Origin of the sequence: Brevundimonas sp. PWP3-1b1 (assembly GCF_049896065.1) — a bacterium.
Lineage (GTDB): Bacteria > Pseudomonadota > Alphaproteobacteria > Caulobacterales > Caulobacteraceae > Brevundimonas > Brevundimonas intermedia_B.
On record NZ_JAFCTO010000002.1, the window covers coordinates 342,120 to 359,314 of the forward strand.

The window sequence follows — 17,195 nt, forward strand, 5'->3', positions numbered from 1 at the left end:
CATGGCCCTGCACCCCACGGTCGCCGCGGTCACCGCCCGCATCGTCGAGAAAAGCCGCGAGACCCGCGCCGACTACATCCGTCGCATGGACGCCGCCCGCGACAGCGGGACCGGCCGCGCCAAGCTTAGCTGCGCCAACTGGGCCCACGCCTTCGCCGGCCAGACCATCGCCGACAAGCTGACGGCGATGGACGGGTCCAAGCCCAACCTGGGCATCGTCACGGCCTATAATGACATGCTGTCCGCCCACCAGCCGTTCGAACGCTTCCCCGGCGTGGTGCGCGAGGCGGTGCGTCAGGTCGGCGCCACAGCCCAGGTCGCCGGCGGCACCCCCGCCATGTGCGATGGCGTCACTCAAGGGCGCCCCGGCATGGAGTTGTCGCTGTTCAGCCGCGACGTCATCGCCATGTCCACCGGCGTGGCCCTGACGCATGACGCCTTCGACGCCGCCCTGATGCTGGGCGTCTGCGACAAGATCGTGCCTGGCCTGTTCATGGGCGCCCTGGCGTTCGGCCATCTGCCGGTCGTCTTCGCCCCCGCCGGTCCGATGCCGTCGGGCATTCCGAACGCGGAGAAAGCCCGCGTCCGCGCCGAGTACGCCCAGAACAGGGTTGATCGCCACACCCTGCTGGAAAGCGAGATCGGTTCCTACCACTCGCCCGGCACCTGCACCTTCTACGGCACCGCCAACTCCAACCAGATGATGATGGAGCTGGGCGGACTGCACATGCCGTCCACGGCCTTCGTCCATCCTGACACCGGCCTGCGCGACGCCCTGACGGCGGCCGCGGCCAAGCGGGCGGTCGAACTGGCCCGCAGCGGCGAATGCCGCATGGCCGACGTCATCAGCGAGAAGTCCGTCGTCAACATGATCGTTGCTCTGCTGGCCACCGGCGGCTCGACCAACCACGCCATCCACCTGGTCGCCATGGCGCGGGCGGCGGGCGTGCTGGTCAACTGGACCGACATGGACGAACTGTCGTCGGTCACGCCGCTGCTGGCGCGGGTCTATCCCAACGGCTCGGCCGATGTGAACGCCTTCCAGGCCGCCGGCGGCGTCGCCTTCGTGGCCCGCGAGCTGGCCCAGGCCGGGCATATCCACGCCGACGTCACGACCATCATGGGTCAGGGCATCGAGGCCTATTTCCAGGAACCGTCGATGGTGGACGGCGAACTGGTCTGGCGCGACGGGGTCAAGGAAAGCCTCGATCTCGACATCCTGCGCCCCGCCTCCAACCCCTTCGACAAGGAGGGCGGTCTGCGCCTGGTCCAGGGCGACCTAGGCCGCGCCGTGATCAAGATCTCGGCGGTCAAACCCGAAAACCGCATCGTCGAGGCCCCCGCCGCCGTGTTCGAAACCCAGGAAGACGCGCTCCAGGCCTTCAGGGACGGGAAACTGTTCCGCGACGTCGTGGTGGTCCTGCGCTTCCAGGGGCCCAAGGCTAACGGCATGCCCGAACTGCACAGCCTGTCGCCCGCCCTGTCGATCATCCAGGACAAGGGGTTCAAGGTCGCCTTCGTCACCGACGGCCGCATGTCGGGCGCCAGCGGCAAGACCCCTGCCGCCATACACGTGTCGCCTGAGGCCCTCGCCGGCGGTCCCCTGGCCCATGTGAAGGACGGCGACATCATTCGTCTGGACGCCGAGGCCGGGGTCCTGACCACGGTCGGGATCGCCGACCTGACCGCCCGCCCCCTCGCCGCCCGTTCCGCCGCAAACGCCGAGGGCTCGTCCTGGGGCTATGGCCGCGAACTGTTCGGCGCCTTCCGCCACGTCGTCACCACGGCCGAACAGGGGGCGACCGTCTGTTTCGCCGTGCCGACCGGCTCTCGCGGTCATGACGACACGCCGCCCAACCCCAACTTCGTCGACCGGACCGTGGACGCCTGATCCACCGAACCGCGCGCAGGAAACGCCTGAAATGAATGACAAGACCCTTCTCGTCGGCGATGTCGGCGGCACCAACGCCCGCTTCGCCGTGGCCCGCATGGTCGATGGAAAGCCCGTGCTGGACCATCACGAGAGCTTCCCGGCCGAGACCTATCCGACCTTCCTGGAAGGCGTCGCCGCCTTCGTGGACGGTTGCGAGGTCAAGCCGACGGGCGGCGTCATCGCCGTGGCCGGCCCCGTCACCGACGGCGCCATCGACCTGACCAACTCGCCCTGGGCGGTGTCCGAGACCGAGCTTCAGACCCTGGGCCTGAAGCCGGTCAAGCTGATCAACGATTTCGAGGCCCTGGCCTGGGGCGCGCCCATCGTGCCGGAAGACCAGCTGGAAAGCCTGGGCGGACCGGTGGACGGCGATCCCCACTCAACCGTGGCCGTGTTGGGCCCCGGCACCGGCTTCGGCGTCGCCGCCCTGGTGCGCGACGCCCACGGCAAGGAGATGGCCATGCCGTCGGAAGGCGGCCACGCCTGTTTCCCCCCCGGCGATCCGGTCGAGGACGAAATCCTGCGCATCCTGCGTCGTCGCTATGACCGGGTGTCGATCGAGCGCCTGATCTGCGGCCCCGGCCTGCTGAACATGCACCGCGCGCTTGCCGAGATCGACGGTCGCGAGACCCATATCGACGATCCGGCCCAGATCACCGAGACGGCCATGGCGGACCCGAACAGCCCGTGCGGCGCCACCCTGGCCCGTTTCTGCGCCATCCTGGGCGCCGTGGCCGGCGACATCGCCCTGACCACCGGCGCGCGCGGCGGCGTCTATATCGCCGGAGGCATCGTTCCGCGCATCCTGCCCTTCATCAAGGCCAGCCCATTCCGCCAGCGGTTCGAACGCAAGGGCCGGTTCAAGGACTACATGGCGGATATTCCGACCAAGGTGATCATGCACAAACACGCCGCCCTGCTGGGTGCGGCGCGTGTGGCCTTCGCCCAATCCGAAGACTGAAAACGCGGGCGATCACGAAAATCTCACGGCGGCGTGAACCGAACCGTCGCCGTGGCGTTTTCGAGTTTCCACCTAGGAGAGGAAACTCAAATGAAAAAGTTCGCCATCGCCGCCGCTTCGGTCTTCATGCTCGCCGGCGTCGCCGCCTGCGGTGAAAGCGCCGCTGACAAGGCCGCTGAAAACCAGGCCGACGCCATCGAAGCGACGGGTGAAGCCCGCGCCGACCAACTGGAATCGCAAGCCGCAGCGGCTCCGACCGCCGCTGAAGCCGGCGCCCTTAACGCCCAGGCCGATCAGGTCGAGGAAAACGCCGACCGCAAGGCCGACATGGTCGAGCAGCAAGCCGGCAACGCCGACGGCGGCATGACCACCAACAACACGCCTTCGACCCAGTAAGGTTTGGCGACGCAGTAAATCCGTTTACGGATGGATCAGCCCCCGTCGTTCGCGACGGGGGCTTTTTCGTGCCTGAAGGATCAGTCGATGCAGAGGGTCGGGCCGGCCTTGCCGTCCTCGACCGGGGTGTTGCAGCCGAAGCGGTCGCTGGTGGCCTGACAGACGCCGGCCGTCGCTGCGCCGGGCGCGACGCCGCTGTTGCCCTCGATGCGGCAGTCGCCCTGGCATTGATCGCCGTCGGTGCAGCGCTTGCCGGCGTCGGCGTAAGACACCACGCACTGCCAGGACTGCATCCGCCCGACCTGTTTCATCGTGCCGCCGCGCGTGGCGCAGGCCGAGGCCTCGGCGCTCTGCATGGGGGCGTCGGAGCCGGCGCTCGTCGTGGTCTGAGGCGAGCATGCGGCGGCCAGCAGGGCGACGGCGGCGATGAGGGAAACGCGGATCATGAGATCTGTCCTTTGGTGAAACCTGACCAGACGTCGTCGTAGTCGAGCTGCATCTGCGGTGATTCGGACGCCCATTTCGTGACGCGAATCGGCATGCGCGTCTCGAACATGAAGGCCAGGGTGTTTTCGATCTTGTGCGGCTTCAGCTCCGCCTTGACCGCGCCGTCGTAGCTGGCCTGGTCGGGACCATGGCCGCTCATCCGATTGTGCAGGGACGCGCCGCCCGGTGCGAAGCCGCCGGCCTTGGCGTCATAGGCGCCTGTCACCAGGCCCATGAATTCGCTCATGACGTTGCGATGGAACCAGGGCGGGCGGAACGTGTGCTCGGCCACCATCCAGCGCGGCGGGAAGATGACGAAGTCGATATTGGCCGTGCCCGGCGTCTCGGACGGGCTGGTCAGGACGGTGAAGATCGACGGATCGGGGTGGTCGTAGCTGACGGTGTTGATCGTGTTGAACCGCGCCGTGTCATAGCGGCAGGGGGCCAGATTGCCGTGCCAGGCGACGACGTCCAGCGGGCTGTGGTCGAAGGTCGTGGCCCAAAGACGTCCACCGTATTTCTGGACGCACTGGGTCGGCCGATCCACGTCCTCATAGGCCGCGACCGGGGTTTCGAAGTCGCGCGGATTGGCCAGGCCGTTCGAGCCGATTGGGCCGAGGTCCGGCAGGCGGAACGGACTGCCGTAGTTCTCGCAGACATAGCCGCGAACGGGGCCGTCGACTTCGACGCGGAAGCGAACGCCGCGCGGGATCAACACGACATGACCCGGTTCGGCCTCGATCACCCCCATTTCGGTGACGAACCGATGGGCGCCCTGTTGCGGCACGATCAGCAGCTCGCCGTCGGCGTCATAGAAGACCCGGTCGGTCATCGACCGGTTGGCGACATACAGGTGGATGCCCGCTCCGGCGCCGGCGTCGGGTTCGCCGTTTCCGCCATAGCTCACCAGGCCCTCGACCCAGTCGGTCGGGGTCTCGGGGATGGGCAGCGGGTCCCAACGCATCCGGTTGGGATTGGGCGGGGTCTCGTCGAACGGGCCGGAGCGGACCCGCCCCTGGTCGAAGGCGACATAGGGGCCGTGCTGGGCCGAGGGGCGCAGGCGGTACAGCCAGCTGCGGCGGTTCTCGGCGCGCGGGGCGGTGAAGGCCGTGCCCGACAGCTGTTCGGCGTACAGGCCCATCGGCGTCTTCTGCGGCGAGTTCTGGCCCACCGGCAGGGCGCCGGGCGCGGCCTCGGTCGCGAAATGATTTCCGAAGCCGGTCAGATAGGCGGGCGCGTTGGATCGCGTCATGTGGTTCTCCCTATCCCTTCCGTTTAGCCGGGGCGGCGACCGTCGTCACCCCGCCGCACGCTTTGCGGCCAGCCTGCAACAGCTTGGCCGTTCGCGCGTTGACAGCCGCCAGGGAGCTGCACCGCCATGACCTATCTGACCCGCGCCGTCTTCGGCTTCGCCAGTCTTCTGCTGCTGCTTTCGGCCATGGCCCTGATCGGGTTCGGCGTGAAGGACGCGCTGGAAGGGATCGGACGCCCGGATCAGTCCGGGGCAGACGCCGTGCTGGACATGCTGGGCTATGTCATCGTCGCCATCGCCGTCTTCGACGTGGCCAAATACATCTTCGAGGACGAGGTGCGACGCGGCAACGAACGACGCAGCGCCGCCGAGGCCCGGCGCAGCCTGACGAAGTTCCTGTCCACCATCGTCATCGCCCTGTTCCTGGAGGCGCTGGTGGTGGTGTTCAAGACGGCGCGCGAGGACGTGGCCCTGCTGCTCTATCCCTCGGCCCTGCTGATCGCCGCCGTCCTGGTGCTGGTGGGCCTGGGCGCCTTCCAGAGATTCTCGGCCACGGTCGAGGAGAAGGTCGGCGACGACGACGAGGCGGAAGAGCGCAAGGACGAGGTCAAGCGCAAGGCCGACGCCCGGAAGTTCTAGGCCTGTTTCGGCAGGAAGGGCGAGAAGGTGATGACGGTGAAGGTGTCGCGCACGTGGGGCCGCGTCTGGACCTGTTTGGTCACGAAGGTGCCGATGTCGGTGTCGCGCGGCAGGTTGAACTTGGCCAGCAGGTCGTGCTGGCCCGAGGTCGAATAGACCTCCGAGACGTTCTCGACATTGTCCACGATGTCAGCCGCCACCTCGTTGGCGTAGCCCAGCTCGCATTTGATGAAGACGAAGATGGCGGTCATCATGGCGGATCAGTCCTCTGGTTCGGAGGCGTTCCTAGCGGATCGAGACGTGACGGGTAAGCCGCAAGAGACAGACGCCGTTCTGGAGGCGCAATACAACAACCGCGCCCTGGTCCCCGACCACCCCGCCGTAATGGCGCGCTGGAAGGCGGGATCGGATGCCGCCCGCGCCGCTTATCCGCCACAAGTCCTGCAATACGGTCTCGGTGGTCGAGAACGGATCGACTGGTTCGACGCAGGGAAAGACGCGCCGGTCGTGGTCTTCATCCACGGCGGTTACTGGCAGGCGCTGGACGCCGGCTGGTTCAGCTTTCTCGCCCCGCCCCTGCTGGCCCGTGGCGTCAGCTTCGCCATCCCGACCTATGACCTGGCGCCGACCGTACGGCTGGGCCGGATCGTCGATCAGATGCGCGCCGCCGTCGATCTGATCCACGACCGCACCGGCGCCCGCCCTGTCGTCAGCGGCCATTCGGCGGGCGGCCATCTGGCGGCCTGCTTGCTGTCCGAGGGGCGCGCCTCGGCCGCCGTCTCCCTCTCGGGCGTGTTCGACCTGGAGCCTCTGATCCCGACCTCGTTGAACGCAGCCCTGGGCCTGACCCCGACCGAGGCGCGCGCCCTGTCGCCGATCCATTGGCCCGCGCCCGCCGGCGTCGTTCTGGACTGCATCGTCGGCAGGGCCGAGAGCGACGCGTTCCTAAGCCAAAGCGAAGCCATGGCCGCGCGATGGGGCGCTCAAGGCGCCGAGACACGGTTCGAGGCCTTGCCGGGCCTGAACCATTTCACGGTGCTGGACCCGCTGTTCGATGTGGACAGCGCCATAGTCGCGCGTCTGGCGACTTTGGCCCACGGTCGCTTACGCGGTTTGACTTGACCTTGCGTCCGCGACATCGGAGGTCGGACGCGAAACCTATCGCAGAGGAAACCGTCCATGGCCCATGATCGCGTCAGCGTGCTTCAGGCGCTGGAGACCCAGGGCGTGTGCCCGGTCTTCTATCACCCCGACGCCGAGGTCAGTCTGAACGTCATTCGCGCCTGTGCGCGCGGCGGGGCGCCGGTGGTCGAGTTCACCAATCGCGGCGACTTCGCCTGCGACCTGTTCGGCGAGATCAATCGCGAACTGATCAAGACCGACCCGGACGTCGTCCTGGGCATCGGTTCGGTCGTCGATGCCGGCACGGCGTCGCTTTATCTGAACCGGGGCGCGCGCTTCGTGGTCAGCCCCTGCCTGATCCCCGACGTGGCCAAGGTCTGCAACCGTCGCATGGTCGCCTATTTCCCGGGCTGCGGCTCGGTGACGGACATCGGCGAGGCGCACGAACTGGGCTGCGACATCGTCAAACTGTTCCCCGGCTCGTCGGTCGGCGGGCCGGACTTCGTCAAGGCGGTCAAGGGACCGATGCCCTGGGTCAAGATCATGCCGACGGGCGGCGTGGACCCCGACGAAGCCTCGATCGCCAAATGGTTCGGCGCCGGCATCGTGGCGGCGGGCATGGGCTCCAAGCTGGTGACCGACGAGGCCGTCAAGTCGGGCGACTGGGCCGCCATCGAGGCCAAGGTCCGCGCGACCGTGGACGCCGTCGCGGCGTTCCGGGCGTCCAAGAAAGGCTGATCTGTCAGGCCGTCAGCGGGACGGACTTTGGTCCTGCTGACGATCGTTTCGTTCGCCGCGCACAATGGCGCGGCGGGCGTCGCCCTTGCGTTGCAGGATCGGCGTCAGGGCCTTGCGCTCATCGGGCGTCAGCGTGCCCAGCACGGCGACGGCGCCGTTCTCCAGCCGTGTCCGGCCGCGCATCTCCGCAGCCCGGGATTGGTCAAGCAGGGTCTGAACGCGCACCGCGTTCAGCGTCGGTTGACCGGCCACGTCGATGGCCTCACGCCGCGCCGCCCGCGCCGCCTCGAAATCGGGACGCGCCGCCAGGGCGGATTCCCGCAGGGCCGTGCGCACACGGTCTCGGACGGCAGGGTCCAGATCGCCCAGCACCTCGGCCAGCGGGCCTTCGCGACCGGGTCGCCTCTGATCCTCGATCTTGCGTTCGATCCTGTCGCGATTGACGACATAGGTGACGGCGCCCGCGACGGCGAACACGTTCAACGCCACCGAGACGGCCAGGGCGATCTTCAGGGTCTTCGACGTCATCCCAGAACCTCGGTGTCGTCCACGCCGGTCAGCGAGGATTGATAGAGCACCGCATCGGCCCGCGCGTCGGCGCTCAGATGGGTGGTCAGGCCGACCCCGGCGACCACGCCCGCACAGGCGGCGGCGGCCCATCCGGCCCCCAGATACCAGACCGCCCGCCCCAGCCGGCCATGTGCCTTGCGTTTGGGCGCAGCGGCCAGAATACGCGCGGTCAGGGCGGCGGACGGAACCGGCGCCGGCGCGGCGTTCAGCAGGGCGTCCAGCGTCGCCGCCTCGTCCAGCACCGCCTTCAGCGACGGATCGGCCGCGAGCAGGCTTTCGGCGAAGGCGCGCTCGGACGCGGGCCACCGACGCAGGTCGGCGCCGTAGGCGTCCGCCAGTTCGTGCAACCGTTCCGCCTTCATCGTCCGTCTCCTCTACCCGCCCTCGGCGACCCGGCCGGAGCCATGTCCGAAAGGGCCTGACGCAATGCGCGACGACCGCGCGACAACAAACTCTCCAGCGCCTCGACGCTGATCTCCATCAGGGCGGCCGCCTCGATATTGGACAGCTCCTGATAATGGCACAGGACGATGGCCTCGCGCTGACGGTCCGGCAGCCGTTTCAGCGCCGCATCGACCCGCACGCCTGTCTCGGCCGCCAGCAGCCCCCGATCGGGCGCCGGCCCCTCGTCGGGGCGATCCGGCGGCGTGTCGGTCGGGATTTCGCGCCGTCGTCTCAGCCGATCGTAGCAGAGGTTCAGCGCCACCCGGTGCAGCCAGGTGTCGAACCTGGCCTTGCCGGGCGCCCATTTCGGCGCCTGACGCCAGGCCTTGAGCATGGCCTCCTGGGCCACGTCCTCGGCCTCGGCCGCGTCGCCCAGCATCCGCTGGGCCAGGGCCAGAATACGCGGCAGCTTGCGCGCGACGAGCGTCTGCGCCGCCGCCGGGTCGCCCTGACCCACACGGCGCACCAGATCCTCGTCGGGGTCGACGATCGCGACCAAACCTGCCTCTTCCGCTGCTGACGAAAGGGACCGGTTCGCGCATGACGGCCGACCCCGACACCGTTCTTACTCCGAAGCCGGGGCGGGGGAAGCCGGTTGTTGCGCCGGACGGGCTGCGCGGCGTTCCGCACGTTGGGCCTGACGCTCCGCACGATGGGCGGTCATGGCCGTGCGGCGCTCGTCGGCCGAGATCACGCCGTCGCGGTTGGCGTCCATCTTGTCGAAGCGCTCGCCCAGCTTGGCGGCGACGTCGGAGATCACCACCGGACCGCGTTCGCGGCCGGGGCCACGCCCTTCGGCGCCCGGACGACCGGGACCGCGCATGGCGTGGCGCGCACCGCCGCGATGCCCCTCACGATTGCCGGCGCGTTCGACGCGCGGGCCGCGATCCGGGCGCGCGGTATGGCCGGCGTCGAACTCGGCGCGGCTGATGGAGCCGTCGGCGTTGGCGTCCAGCTTTGCGAAGCGGGCGTCGGCGCGTTCGGCCTGGCGGGCCTGCATGCCAGCCTGACGTTCCTCGACACTGACCGTGCCGTCGCGGTTCGCATCCAGCGCGGTCAGCCGGGCGACGCGCGTATCGACGAACTCGGCGCGTGTCATCTGACGGTTTGCTTCGCCGCGCGCCTGATACGGAGCGGCTGCGCCAGCGGGGGGAACCTGTGCGGTCGCCACGCCGGCGACGGCGGCCAGCGCGATGACGCTCAGGCCGGTCAGAAAAGTCTTTCTCATCTCGATCATCTCCATGGACCGCGTGGCGCGATCCTTTGACATTGCCCTGTCAGGAGATTGAACGCGGCGTCTCCGAATCTCCGTCGCGGCCCGCAGGAACGGCGCGCTCGAAGGCCTTGCGCGCCCGCGCCCGCAGATCTGTCAGTTCGGTCTTCAGGCTCTCGAAGTCCTGAGCCCCCGCCGCCTCGGCCAGACGCAGCTGGAAGACGGACGGCTCGGCCTCGGGATCGACCCGCCCCTCGAAGGCGGCGGCCAGCAGGTGGGCCAGCCGCTGCTGCACCCGCCAGGCCTCGGCCAGGACCGAATCGTCGTGCAGGGCCTCCAGCGTCGATAGCGTCAGGGGTTCGCCGATGGCGGCGGCCTGAAGCTGGCGGAACTGGGCGGCGAACTCGGCGTCCACCTGGCCGCCGGGCGACAGTTTCAAGTCCCAGAAGCCGTGAGGGCGACGTTCGCGATCCATCAACGCCCGCATTTTCCTGACATCGGCGGCGATATCGACGCCGGGGCGCGGACGGCGCAGTGCGGCCTCGATGGCGGCCGAGACCTGGGCCCCGAACGTCGCATCGCTGGCCCATACGACGCGGGCGCGGGTCAGGACCATGAACTCCCAGGTCTCGGCCTCGCGGGCGTAATAGGCGTCGAAGGCCTTCAGCCGCACCGACACCGGTCCCTTGGAGCCGGTGGGGCGCAGCCGCATGTCGACCTCATACAGGCCGCCCTCGGCCGTATGCGCCGACAGGGCCGCGATCAGCCGCTGGGTGAAGCGGGCGTAGAAGACATCGGCGGTCCAGCCCTTGATCGCGGACACGGCCTCCGGCGGCGCCTCGTACAGGGTCATCAGATCCAGGTCCGACCCGGCCGTCATCTCGCGCGAGCCGGCCTTGCCCAAGGCCACCACCGCCACCGCGCCGGGCAAGCCGCCGCCCAGCCGTTCGGTCTCGGCCAGGGCCGCCGGCGACAGGGTCAGCATGGCGGCGTCCGCCAGGGCCGCATAGGCGCGACCGGCGGCCTCCGGCCCCGCGCGTCCGGTCATGGCGTGGATGCCGATGCGGAACATCTGTTCGCGGTGCAGGCGGCGCACGGCGTTCATGGCGCCTTCGAAGTCCTCGGTCTCACCGGCTTCGCGCAGCATTTGTTCGGTCAGGCCGGTCTCTTCCGACAGATCGACCAGGAAGCGCGCATCCAGCACGCCGTCCAGGGCCGCCGGTTGCCGCCCCAGGGTACGGGCCAGGCGCGGGGCGAAGGCCATGACCCCCAGCACCATCTCGAACAGTTTGGGCTGGTTCAGGAACAGGGCCTGGACCTGGACCCCAGCCGCCAGGCCCGAGAAGAAGGTGGCGAAACGGCGAAACGCGTCGTCCGGCGCCCCCGAACGGGCCAGGGCCTCCAGCAGGCGCGGCGCCAGGCGGGTGAACAGTTCACGTCCCCGCGCCGTCCGCGTCGCGGGGATGCGGCCGTGGTGCCAGGACCGGATGGCAGCGGCGACGGACGGCGCCTCTGAAAAGCCCATGCGACGCAGGGTATCCAGCGTCTCGGGATCGTTTTCGACGCCGGTGAAGACCAGGCTGCCGTAGCTGGAATCCAGATCCTCGCCGCCCTCGAACAGCTCGCCGTAGCGGGTGTTGACCCGCACCAGCAGGGCCTCGACATGGGCGTCGAAGGCCGCCAGATCGCTGGAACCGGCCAGCGCGGAACCGGCCAGCGCGGCGACGGCGGCGCGGCGCTCGCGGTCCTCGGGCAGGCGGTGGGTCTGCTCGTCGTCGAGCATCTGCACCCGATGCTCCAGCCCGCGCAGTTCGACATAGGCGGCCGAAAGTTCCTCGCAGACCGCCTGGGGGATGTGGTCGGCGTCGGCAAGCGCCTTCAGCGCCTCCAACGTGCGTTGCTTGCGCAAGCCCGGATCGCGCCCGCCCAGGATCAGTTGCTGGGTCTGGGCGTAGAATTCGATCTCGCGGATACCGCCGCGCCCCAGCTTCAGATTGGCCCCGGCGGCGTGCAGCCCCTCTCCGGTCTTGTGGACGTGGATCTGTTTCTTGATCGACTGGATGTCGAGCACGGCGGCGTAATCCAGGCTGCGCCGCCAGATGAAGGGGATCATCGCCTTCAGGAACCGGCCCGCCGCGCGCATGTCGCCCAGCACCGGCCGCGCCTTGATGAAGGCCGCCCGCTCCCAATTCTGGCCGACGCTCTCATAGTAGGCCAGGGCCATGGGTCCGGCGACCACCGGCGGGGTCGATGACGGGTCGGGCCGCAGCCGCAGATCGACGCGGAAGACATAGCCGTCGGCGGTCCGCTCGCTGAGCAGATTGGCCAGGCCCTTGCCGACGCGGTTGGCGAAGTCCTGCATCTCCTCGCCCTCGCGCAGGGCCAGGACCATCAGGCGCGGCTCGAAGAAGAGAGAGATGTCGATGTCGGAGGAATAGTTCAGCTCGTTGGCCCCGTGCTTGCCCATGGCCAGGCCGAACAGGCCGGGGATCGGCCCGCGCGGATCGCCGGGCGGCGAAACCAGCCGCCCCCGCGCCCTCTGTTCGGCGGCGACGGCGCGCAGGGCGGCGCGGCACGAGGCGTCGGCGAAGTTCGACAGGGCGTCGGTGACCTGATCCAGATCCCAAACGCCGCCGAGATCGGCCAGGGCGGTCAGCAGGTGAAGGTCGGCCTTGAGCACCCGCAGCGGGGCGCGGACGTCGTCGGGTTCAGCGTCCAGCGCATCGGTGTCGCGGATGATCTGGGCGAGGCTGGCGGCGGGATCCTGTTCCAGCAGCCGACGCAGATGGGCGGGGCGGCGACGCATCAGGCCGGCGAGATAGGGGGAAGCGCCCGCGACCGGGGCCAGAGCGGGCCAGGCGGCGTCCAGAGTATCGCGCCAGCCGTCGGTGTCGGCGGCTTCGGCCAAGCTTTCCAGCAGGCGGTCGGCGGCGACGGGGCTCGCGACCGGGCCGGCGGCTTTAATGCTACGTCCCAGAACGACCTGGGTTGAAGGTTCGGTATCGGGCATCAAATCTTCCGCTCATCCCGACGAAAGCCGGGACCCAGTGCTTTCGCTCGGCAATGCGTTGGACCACGATCTCGCGCGCGCCCACAAGTCCAAGCGCCCAAAGAACTGGGTCCCGTCTTTCGCCGGGATAAGCGGAAATGAAGGGTTCAGGCTGGAACTGAAGCCGGCGGCAGCACCAACGCCACCCGCAGCCCCGGCCCGAAATCGCCATAGGCGCCGGGGCCTTCGTCCAGAACCACCCGGCCGCCATGGGCCTCGGCCACCGCCGTCACCAGCGACAGGCCCAGGCCCGAACCGGGTTCGGTGCGGCTGTTGTCCAGACGCACGAAGCGCTGGACCACGCGTTCGCGGTCTTCCTCCGGCACGCCGGGGCCGGTGTCGGTGACGGAGTATTCGATCTCGCCCGACGACCGCCTGCGCGCACGCAGCTTCACCGCCCCGCCGGCCGGGGTGTATTTGATGGCGTTGTCGATCAGATTGGCCAGGGCCTGAGCCAGGAAGGGTTGGTTGCCCTCGATCATCAGACCGCGCTCGACCTCGGACGAGAAGTCGATCTCCTTGTCCTCGGCCGCCGGCTCGTACAGTTCGGCCATGTCGGCGGCGAGGTCGGCGGCGTCCATTAGCCTGGGGTCCGGCGCCCCGCCCGCCTGCAGACGCGCGATGGCTAGGACCGTGTTAAAGGTCTTCAGCAGATGATCGGCCTCGTCCAGGGCGATGCCCAGGGCGTCGACCCCGTCGATCTTGCCCGCCTCGGCGTCGATCAGCGCCACCTCCAGCTTGGCTCGCATCCGGGTCAGGGGCGAGCGAAGATCATGCGCGATGGCGTCGCCGGCGTGGCGGATGGAGGACATGGACGCCTCCAGCCGGTCCAGCATGGTGTTCAGACCCTGGCCCAGCTCGTCCAGTTCGTCGCCGGTGTTGCGGACGGGGGCGCGGACCTTGAGGTCCCCCTCCTGCACCGCCTGCACGACCTGATTCAGCCCGGCCATGGACTTCTCCACCCGCCGGCTGATGTAGAGACCACCCGCCAGGCCCAGCAGCATGACCAACGCCATGGCGCCCCACAGGGCCTGGGTCAGCCGGGCCAGGTATTCCTCGATGTCGCCGATGTCCTGACCGACGAACAGATGCTCGCCCCCCGACAGGGTGGTGATCACCCCGATGGAGCGCCGACGCTGGACCTTGCCTTGCGCATCCGTGTCGGTCAGGCGGAAGCTCTCCCAGTCGCTGGCTCCGGCCGGCAGGCTGAGGTCGATGTCGATGGGCGATTCGGTGATGTTGCCGGTGATCGTCTTTCCGGCCGCATCGGTCAGCAGATACAGATACGGCCCGCCCCGGATCGACCGCTCGACCAGCGCCTGGTTCAGGGCGTCGATTCCGCGCGTGCCGTGGATCGCCGTCAGGGCGCCCAGCTCGATCTCCACATCCGCCTTGGCCCGGCCCTGAGCCTCGGACGCCGAGGCGAAATAGACATAGGCCAAGATCGCCCCCGCCGCCGCCACGAACAGCGCCAGGAACAGCAGCGTCAACCGAAAGGGCGTGCGACGAAGGAGGGAGGGAAGGCGCAACTATTCTCCCTCCCCTTTATGGGGAGGGACGGCGGCGCGCAGCGACGCCAGGGTGGGGGAGTTCTTGAGCCTGGCCACGACGAAATCCATCACATCGCCGATGCTGTCGCGGATGGCCGCATTGTCGAAGCGCAAGGTGACGAACCCCTCTTTCGCCAGGACCGCATCCCTGATCCGATCATGGCGTATCTGTTCATCCAACTGATGCACCTGTCCATCGACCTCGATCACCAGACGGTGCGTGAAACAGACGAAGTCCAGGAATAGCCCTTGAAGGGCGCCTGACGGCGAAAGTGGAAACCTTCGGCTCGAAGTAGTTTAAGATTGGCCCACATCCGGGCTTCCGGCGGGGTCATGGCCTTACGCATCGCGCGGGCGCGATATGTCTCCGAAGACATGGGCACTTCCCCACCCTGATCGCTGCGCGATCGTCCCTCCCCATAAAGGGGAGGGAGAGTTGATCACGCCTCCAACCGATACCCCGCCCCGCGCACGGTCTGCAGCATCGCGCGGTCGAAGCCCTTGTCGATCTTGGAGCGCAGGCGGCTGATGTGGACGTCGATGACGTTGGTCTGGGGGTCGAAGTGATATTCCCAGACCTTCTCCAACAGCATGGTGCGGGTCACCGACTGGCCAGCGTGGCGCATCAGGAACTCCAGCAGCTGGAACTCTCGCGGCTGCAGGTCGATCTCGGCCGCGCCGCGATGAACCGTGCGGGCGATCAGGTTCATCTCCAGGTCGCCGACCTTCAGTACGGTCTGGACGCCGCCGGTCTCGCGACGGCGGGCCAGGGCCTCGACGCGCGCAATCAGCTCGGCGAAGGCGTAGGGCTTGACCAGATAGTCGTCGGCGCCGGCTTTCAGGCCCGTGACCCGGTCCTCGACCTCCCCCAGGGCCGACAGGAACAGGACCGGCGTCTGGTCCCCGCCCTTGCGGACGGTCTCAACCATGCCGACGCCGTCCAGGCGCGGCATCATCCGGTCCACGACATAGACATCGTAGCCGCCTTTTTGCGACTCCAGCAGGCCGAAGGCCCCGTCCACGGCGTGGGTCACCTCATGTCCGGCTTCGGACAGGCCCCGCACCATGGCGGTCGCCGCCTCGGCGTCATCCTCGACCACCAGAATCCGCATCGAAACCCCTCCCGGAATCAAAATCGCCGCCGATGGTAGCGCATCGGCGGCGATAGGGTGAGTTAAGGCTTAGTCAGAATGCCGATCAGTTCTTGTCCTGCAGCGGAAGAACGATCGGGCTGTTGCCACGAGGCGTCCGCACTAGAAGCAGAACGCCCGGTCGCCCGGCGCTCTTGACCGCTTCCACCGCACCCTTGAAGTCAGCGGTGGAGCCGACGCTGCGACCATTGGCCTGGATGATGACCATACCTGGCTGGAAGCCGAGACGACCGGCGCGAGACTCTTGGCTTACACCGGTGACGACCACTCCTTGAACGCCCTCGGGAATATCGAAACGACTACGCAGAGCCGCGCTGACCGGCGCAATCGTCAGGCCTTCGACCACTTCGCCTGCTGGGGCGCTGGGATTGTTGGGTGTAGCGGATCCTTCGCCCTCATCTGTCGCGGCGGTTTCAAGATTGGCCGGGCGCGTGCCCGCGCGCACATTCACAGTTTGACGACGACCTTCACGCAGCAGTTCGAGACGCAGGGTGTCACCAGGCTTCGCCGAGCCTACGGCGCGGGTCAGTTCGCTTGAGCCTTCGATGGCGCGACCATTCAGGTTCACGACGACATCGCCCGGCTGGAGACCCGCACGCGCAGCGGGAGCATCCGGCGTGACCTCGACGACAAATGCGCCCTTGGTGGTCGCCGGAAGGCCAAGGCTTTCCTTGTACTCGTCGGTCAGGTTGCCGATCTGGACGCCCAGATACCCACGCTCGATAGATTCGCCGCGCATCAGGCGTTCGGTGATCGTCTTGGCCGTATCCGCCGGAATGGCGAAGCCGATGCCGACCGATCCGCCGGTGGGCGAATAGATGGCCGAGTTCACGCCGATGACGCGGCCGTGGATGTCGAAGGTCGGGCCGCCCGAGTTGCCCCGGTTGATGGCGGCGTCGATCTGGATGTAGTCGTTGTAGCCCGACGGATCGATGTCGCGCGCCTTGGCCGAGACGATGCCGGCCGTGGCGGTGCCGCCCAGGCCGAAGGGGTTGCCGATGGCGATAACCCAGTCCCCGACGCGGGGCTCGGCCGTCTCTTCGAAGCTGACGTATTTGAAGTCATTGCCCTCGACCTTGATGACGGCCAGGTCGGTGCCGGGATCGCGGCCGATCAGGCGGGCCGGCAGTTCGCGGCCGTCCGACATCTTGACCTTGATCTCGGTCGCGTCGGCGATGACGTGGTTGTTGGTGACGATGAAGCCGTCCTGAGAAATGAAGAAGCCCGAACCGGCGCCCTGGGTCGTCTGCGGCTCATCACCGCCCGGACCGCCACGGCCCTGCGGCGGCACGAACTGGAACGGCAGGCCGGGAATGGTGAAGGCGCCGCCCTGGGGCTGATCGACCTTGACCGTCACGTCGATCTGCACGACGGCGGGCGAGACCTGATCGAAGATGGTCGCGAAACTGCTGGGCGCGCCCGGCGGGGGCGTGAAGCTGTCGCCGTTGGCCGGAACCGGGGTGATCCGGTTGACCGCCTGCGGCTCCGCATGCGCGCCGGGCCAGTTGATGACGCCGCCGGCGGTCGCCGCCGCCGCCAGGGTCAGGCCGGCCGCGGCCCCGAGAATGAACTCCTTGCGCTTCAGCATCGTGGTCCTTGCGATCCTCTGTCCAGCGCCATGCGGGCGCCGGTTTCGCGATTGATATAGGCCGGACGGCGTTTACGCCAATCCCAGCCGCCGATCGTTGATC

At 68.2% G+C, this 17,195-nt stretch carries 17 protein-coding genes and 1 pseudogene; 6 read left to right on the top strand and 12 right to left on the bottom strand.

Features of this window, described 5'->3' with window-relative positions:
• The first annotated feature begins 1 nt into the window (after position 1).
• From edd to ACP69V_RS13540, 3 genes are all read left to right on the top strand, one after another.
• Positions 2 to 1,891 (top strand): phosphogluconate dehydratase, encoded by a 1,890-nt coding sequence (edd, locus tag ACP69V_RS13530; protein ID WP_426024337.1) that lies wholly within the window; start codon positions 2 to 4, stop codon positions 1,889 to 1,891.
• Positions 1,892 to 1,922: 31 nt separating this feature from the next.
• Positions 1,923 to 2,894, top strand: coding sequence for a glucokinase (gene glk / locus ACP69V_RS13535; protein ID WP_426024338.1), 972 nt, complete (start codon positions 1,923 to 1,925; stop codon positions 2,892 to 2,894).
• 90 nt (positions 2,895 to 2,984) lie between these two features.
• Complete coding sequence (locus ACP69V_RS13540) at positions 2,985 to 3,290, top strand: hypothetical protein (RefSeq protein WP_426024339.1); 306 nt, start codon at positions 2,985 to 2,987, stop codon at positions 3,288 to 3,290.
• Between the two features lie 80 nt (positions 3,291 to 3,370).
• On the opposite strand, the gene ACP69V_RS13545 is transcribed toward ACP69V_RS13540, so the two are convergent.
• The gene (locus ACP69V_RS13545) at positions 3,371 to 3,736 is read right to left on the bottom strand and encodes a hypothetical protein (protein ID WP_426024340.1); all 366 of its coding nucleotides are present in this window, start codon (positions 3,734 to 3,736) and stop codon (positions 3,371 to 3,373) included.
• Complete coding sequence (gene hmgA, locus ACP69V_RS13550) at positions 3,733 to 5,028, bottom strand: homogentisate 1,2-dioxygenase (RefSeq protein ID WP_426024341.1); 1,296 nt, start codon at positions 5,026 to 5,028, stop codon at positions 3,733 to 3,735. The genes ACP69V_RS13545 and hmgA overlap by 4 nt, the downstream gene beginning before the upstream one ends.
• A 126-nt stretch (positions 5,029 to 5,154) precedes the next feature.
• Between hmgA and ACP69V_RS13555 the strand changes: the two genes are divergently transcribed.
• Complete coding sequence (locus tag ACP69V_RS13555; protein ID WP_426024342.1) at positions 5,155 to 5,667, top strand: GNAT family acetyltransferase; 513 nt, start codon at positions 5,155 to 5,157, stop codon at positions 5,665 to 5,667.
• On the opposite strand, the gene ACP69V_RS13560 is transcribed toward ACP69V_RS13555, so the two are convergent.
• Positions 5,664 to 5,921 carry an Lrp/AsnC ligand binding domain-containing protein gene (locus ACP69V_RS13560; RefSeq protein ID WP_426024343.1) on the bottom strand — a complete coding sequence of 86 codons (258 nt, stop codon included), beginning with the start codon at positions 5,919 to 5,921 and terminating at the stop codon, positions 5,664 to 5,666. The genes ACP69V_RS13555 and ACP69V_RS13560 overlap by 4 nt on opposite strands.
• Here ACP69V_RS13560 and ACP69V_RS13565 point away from each other — a divergent pair.
• Complete coding sequence (locus ACP69V_RS13565) at positions 5,908 to 6,789, top strand: alpha/beta hydrolase (protein ID WP_426024344.1); 882 nt, start codon at positions 5,908 to 5,910, stop codon at positions 6,787 to 6,789. The two genes, ACP69V_RS13560 and ACP69V_RS13565, sit on opposite strands and share 14 nt — an antisense overlap.
• Before the next feature lie 57 nt (positions 6,790 to 6,846).
• The gene (locus tag ACP69V_RS13570; RefSeq protein ID WP_346494345.1) at positions 6,847 to 7,527 is read left to right on the top strand and encodes a bifunctional 4-hydroxy-2-oxoglutarate aldolase/2-dehydro-3-deoxy-phosphogluconate aldolase; all 681 of its coding nucleotides are present in this window, start codon (positions 6,847 to 6,849) and stop codon (positions 7,525 to 7,527) included.
• A gap of 12 nt (positions 7,528 to 7,539) precedes the next feature.
• On the opposite strand, the gene ACP69V_RS13575 is transcribed toward ACP69V_RS13570, so the two are convergent.
• The 9 genes and pseudogenes from ACP69V_RS13575 to ACP69V_RS13615 form a co-directional block, all read right to left on the bottom strand.
• Positions 7,540 to 8,055, bottom strand: a complete 516-nt coding sequence (locus tag ACP69V_RS13575; protein ID WP_426024345.1) for a periplasmic heavy metal sensor — start codon at positions 8,053 to 8,055, stop codon at positions 7,540 to 7,542.
• Entirely contained in the window at positions 8,052 to 8,459 is a 408-nt protein-coding gene (locus tag ACP69V_RS13580) for a hypothetical protein (protein WP_426024346.1), read from the bottom strand. The genes ACP69V_RS13575 and ACP69V_RS13580 overlap by 4 nt, the downstream gene beginning before the upstream one ends.
• The gene (locus tag ACP69V_RS13585) at positions 8,456 to 9,040 is read right to left on the bottom strand and encodes an RNA polymerase sigma factor (protein WP_135193691.1); all 585 of its coding nucleotides are present in this window, start codon (positions 9,038 to 9,040) and stop codon (positions 8,456 to 8,458) included. The genes ACP69V_RS13580 and ACP69V_RS13585 overlap by 4 nt, the downstream gene beginning before the upstream one ends.
• Positions 9,041 to 9,106: 66 nt before the next feature.
• On the bottom strand, positions 9,107 to 9,769 hold the full coding sequence (locus ACP69V_RS13590) for an EF-hand domain-containing protein (protein ID WP_426024347.1): 663 nt from the start codon (positions 9,767 to 9,769) through the stop codon (positions 9,107 to 9,109).
• A 49-nt stretch (positions 9,770 to 9,818) separates the two neighbouring features.
• Positions 9,819 to 12,764 carry a bifunctional [glutamine synthetase] adenylyltransferase/[glutamine synthetase]-adenylyl-L-tyrosine phosphorylase gene (locus ACP69V_RS13595; RefSeq protein ID WP_426024348.1) on the bottom strand — a complete coding sequence of 982 codons (2,946 nt, stop codon included), beginning with the start codon at positions 12,762 to 12,764 and terminating at the stop codon, positions 9,819 to 9,821.
• Between the two features lie 146 nt (positions 12,765 to 12,910).
• Positions 12,911 to 14,332, bottom strand: coding sequence for a sensor histidine kinase (locus ACP69V_RS13600; protein ID WP_346494355.1), 1,422 nt, complete (start codon positions 14,330 to 14,332; stop codon positions 12,911 to 12,913).
• Positions 14,333 to 14,730: pseudogene (locus ACP69V_RS13605) on the bottom strand (endonuclease domain-containing protein).
• Between the two features lie 63 nt (positions 14,731 to 14,793).
• On the bottom strand, positions 14,794 to 15,465 hold the full coding sequence (locus tag ACP69V_RS13610; RefSeq protein WP_066623947.1) for a response regulator transcription factor: 672 nt from the start codon (positions 15,463 to 15,465) through the stop codon (positions 14,794 to 14,796).
• 85 nt (positions 15,466 to 15,550) lie between these two features.
• Positions 15,551 to 17,092 carry a Do family serine endopeptidase gene (locus ACP69V_RS13615; RefSeq protein ID WP_426024349.1) on the bottom strand — a complete coding sequence of 514 codons (1,542 nt, stop codon included), beginning with the start codon at positions 17,090 to 17,092 and terminating at the stop codon, positions 15,551 to 15,553.
• Positions 17,093 to 17,195: the final 103 nt, after the last annotated feature.